This is a genomic window from Ruegeria sp. HKCCD6119 (assembly GCF_013110585.1).
Classification (GTDB): Bacteria; Pseudomonadota; Alphaproteobacteria; order Rhodobacterales; family Rhodobacteraceae; genus Ruegeria.
On sequence record NZ_WVQV01000024.1, the window covers coordinates 1 to 3,745 of the forward strand.

Consider the following 3,745-nt stretch of genomic DNA (forward strand, 5'->3'; position numbering starts at 1 on the left):
CCGGTCGAGGCCTCGTTGGCTTGGGCGATGCAGAAGCGCCGCAAGGAAGAAGGTGGTTTTCCGGGGGCGGAGCGTATCCAGCGCGAACTGGCCGAGGGCGCAGCCCGCAAGCTGGTGGGCATCAAGCCCGACGGCCGTGCGCCGGCGCGTCAGGGCGTGGAAGTGCAATGCCTAGAGGGTAACACCATCGGTCAGATCACCTCGGGCAGCTTTGGCCCCACGGTCGGCGGCCCGGTTGCGATGGGTTATGTGAGCAAAGGCCATGGCGCGCCGGGCGAGAAGGTGAACCTGATCATCCGGGGCAAGGCGCAACCGGCGCAGATCGTGGCGCTGCCCTTCGTCAAACAGAATTACAAGCGTTGAAGTCAGGAGAGAGAAGCATGGCAACCTATTATTCCGAAGAACATGAATGGCTGAGCGTCGAAGGCGACACCGCCACGCTGGGCATCACCAAACACGCGGCTGAACAGCTGGGTGAGGTGGTGTTTGTCGAGCAGCAGGAAGTGGGCGACGAGTTCGAGAAAGACGGCGAGATCGGCGTGATCGAATCCGTCAAGGCGGCCTCGGAACTCTATGCTCCGGTCGATGGTGAGATCGTCGAGGTGAACGAGGCGCTGGCCGACAATCCCGGCGCACTGAACGACGACCCCGAGGGCGAGGCCTGGATCTACAAGATCAAGATCAGTGACGCGTCGCAGCTCGAGGATCTGATGGACGAAGCCGGCTACAAGGCCTTCATCGGGTAAACCCGAACGGAGTTCCGGCATGGGGCTCCATCGAATTAATTGATGCCGCCGAATTTGGGCCCCGCCCTTCATCTGGCAAGAAATATCCCCGCCGGAGGCTCCCGCAGTCTCCGCCGGCCCTGACCTATCCATGGGAGCGCTGCAATGGCCTTCAAACTGACCGACTACGAAGCCTATGATTTTGCCAACCGTCGCCATATCGGTCCCAGCCCGACCGAGATGCGCGACATGCTGCAGGTGATCGGCTTCAAGACGCTGGACGAGCTGATCGACGCCACCGTCCCCCCGGCGATCCGGCAGAAACAGCCGCTGGACTGGGGCCCGGCGATGACGGAACGCGATGCGCTTTTCCACATGAAACAGGTGGCGGGGAAGAACAAGGTTCTGACCTCGCTGATCGGTCAGGGCTATTACGGCACCACCACGCCTGCGCCGATCCTGCGCAACATCCTGGAAAACCCGGCCTGGTACACCGCCTATACGCCGTACCAGCCCGAGATCAGCCAGGGCCGTCTTGAGGCACTGTTGAACTTCCAGACCATGGTCAGCGACCTGACCGGGCTGGACGTGGCCAACGCCTCGCTTCTGGACGAAGCCACCGCGGCGGCCGAAGCGATGGCGATGGCCAAGCGCGGCGGCCGGTCCAAGGCCAACAACGCGGCCTTCTTCGTTGACAAGAACTGCCACCCGCAGACCATCGCGGTGATCAAGACCCGGGCCGAGCCTCTGGGCATCGACGTGCAGGTCGCCGACCCGGATCAGCTGGACGCGGGCGCGGTATTCGGCGCGATCTTCCAGTATCCGGGCACCTATGGCCATGTGCGCGACTTCACCGCCGAGATCGCGGCGCTGCATGAACACAAGGCCATCGCCATCGTCGCCGCCGACATCCTGTCGCTGGCGCTGCTGAAGTCACCGGGCGAGATGGGCGCGGACATTGCCATCGGCTCGACCCAGCGCTTTGGCGTGCCGATGGGCTATGGCGGCCCGCACGCCGCCTACATGGCCACCACCGACAAGCTGAAGCGATCCATGCCGGGCCGGATCATCGGTGTGTCCATCGACAGCCGCGGCAACAAGGCCTACCGCCTGTCGTTGCAGACCCGCGAGCAGCACATCCGCCGCGAGAAGGCGAACTCGAACGTCTGCACCGCGCAGGCGCTGCTGGCGGTGATTGCTTCGATGTATGCGGTCTATCACGGCCCCGACGGCATCAAGGCGATTGCCCAGTCGGTGCACCGCAAGACCTCGCGCCTGGCCGCCGGCCTGGAAGAGGCGGGCTTCTCGGTCGAACCCGAGGTGTTCTTCGACACGATCACGGTCGAGGTCGGCCATCTGCAGAAGACGGTGATGGAGGCCGCCGTGGCGCGCGGCGTCAACCTGCGCAAGGTGGGCGACACCAAGGTTGGCATCAGCCTGGACGAACAGACCCGCCCCGAGACGATTGAGGCGGTCTGGGGCGCCTTCGGCATCGACCGCAAGGATGACAGCTCGAACAAGCAATACCGCCTGCCGGATTATGCGCTGCGTGAAAGCGCCTATCTGACCCACCCGATCTTCCACCAGAACCGGGCCGAGGCCGAGATCACCCGCTATATGCGTCGTCTGGCCGACCGCGACCTGGCGCTGGACCGGGCGATGATCCCGCTGGGGTCCTGCACCATGAAGCTGAACGCCACGATCGAGATGATCCCGGTCACCTGGCCCGAGTTCGGCAATCTGCACCCGTTCTGCCCCGAAGATCAGGCGCAGGGCTATCACGAGATGATCGCCGATCTGAACGACAAGCTGTGCCAGATCACCGGCTATGACGCGATCTCCCAGCAGCCCAACTCGGGCGCGCAGGGCGAATATGCGGGCCTGCTGACCATCCGCAACTATCACTTTGCGCGCGGCGAAGGGCACCGCAATGTCTGCCTGATCCCGACCTCGGCCCATGGCACCAACCCGGCCTCGGCGCAGATGGTGGGCTGGCAGGTCGTGCCGGTGCAGGCGGATGACAAGGGCAATATCGATGTCGCCGACTTCCGCGCCAAGGCGGAAAAGCACTCGGATCATCTGGCCGCCTGCATGATCACCTACCCGTCCACTCATGGTGTGTTCGAGACCACCGTGCAGGAGGTCTGCCAGATCACCCATGACCACGGCGGCCAGGTCTATATCGACGGCGCCAACATGAACGCCATGGTGGGCCTGTCGCGCCCCGGCGACATCGGCGGCGATGTCAGCCACCTGAACCTGCACAAGACCTTCTGCATCCCGCATGGCGGCGGCGGCCCCGGCATGGGTCCGATCGGCGTCAAGGCGCATCTGGCCGAGCACCTGCCCGGGCACCCGGAATACGGCACCGCCGTGGGCCCGGTCTCGGCGGCGCCCTTCGGGTCTCCGTCCATTCTGCCGGTCAGCTGGGCCTATGTGCTGCTAATGGGCGGCGCGGGTCTGACGCAGGCGACCAAGGTGGCGATCCTGAACGCCAACTACATCGCGGCGCGGCTCAAGGATGCCTATCCGATCCTCTATACCTCGGAAACGGGGCGTGTGGCGCATGAATGCATCCTCGACACCCGGCCCCTGGACGCCGAGGCGCATGTCACCGTCGATGACGTGGCCAAACGCCTGATCGATTCAGGCTTCCACGCGCCAACGATGAGCTGGCCGGTGGCCGGCACCCTGATGGTGGAACCCACGGAATCGGAACCCATGGCCGAACTGGACCGTTTCTGCGACGCCATGCTGTCGATCCGTTCGGAAGCGCAGGACATCATCGACGGCAAGATCGACGCGGAAAACAACCCGCTGAAAAACGCCCCCCACACGGTGCGCGATCTGGTCGGCGACTGGGACCGCCCCTACACCCGCGAACAAGCCTGCTTCCCGCCGGGTTCCATGGGCGTCGACAAATACTGGTCCCCCGTCAACCGCGTCGACAACGCATACGGTGACAGAAACCTCGTCTGCACATGCCCCCCAATGGACGCATACGCAGACGCCGCGGAATA

At 64.3% G+C, this 3,745-nt stretch carries 3 protein-coding genes; all 3 read left to right on the forward strand.

The features are described 5' to 3' along the window. On the forward strand, positions 1 to 363 hold a 363-nt coding region (locus tag GS611_RS20965; protein WP_305848772.1), incomplete at its 5' end, for a glycine cleavage T C-terminal barrel domain-containing protein. 17 nt (positions 364 to 380) lie between these two features. After that, entirely contained in the window at positions 381 to 746 is a 366-nt protein-coding gene (gene gcvH, locus GS611_RS20970; protein WP_171638644.1) for a glycine cleavage system protein GcvH, read from the forward strand. A gap of 144 nt (positions 747 to 890) precedes the next feature. Further along, positions 891 to 3,745, forward strand: a 2,855-nt coding sequence (gene gcvP, locus GS611_RS20975) for an aminomethyl-transferring glycine dehydrogenase (RefSeq protein WP_171638645.1), incomplete at its 3' end; no start/stop codon positions are given.

Excerpts from the sequence above, each read along its gene's own strand:
- gcvH (WP_171638644.1), top strand. The coding sequence starts at position 381 with ATGGCAACCTATTATTCCGAAGAACATGAATGGCTGAGCGTCGAAGGC.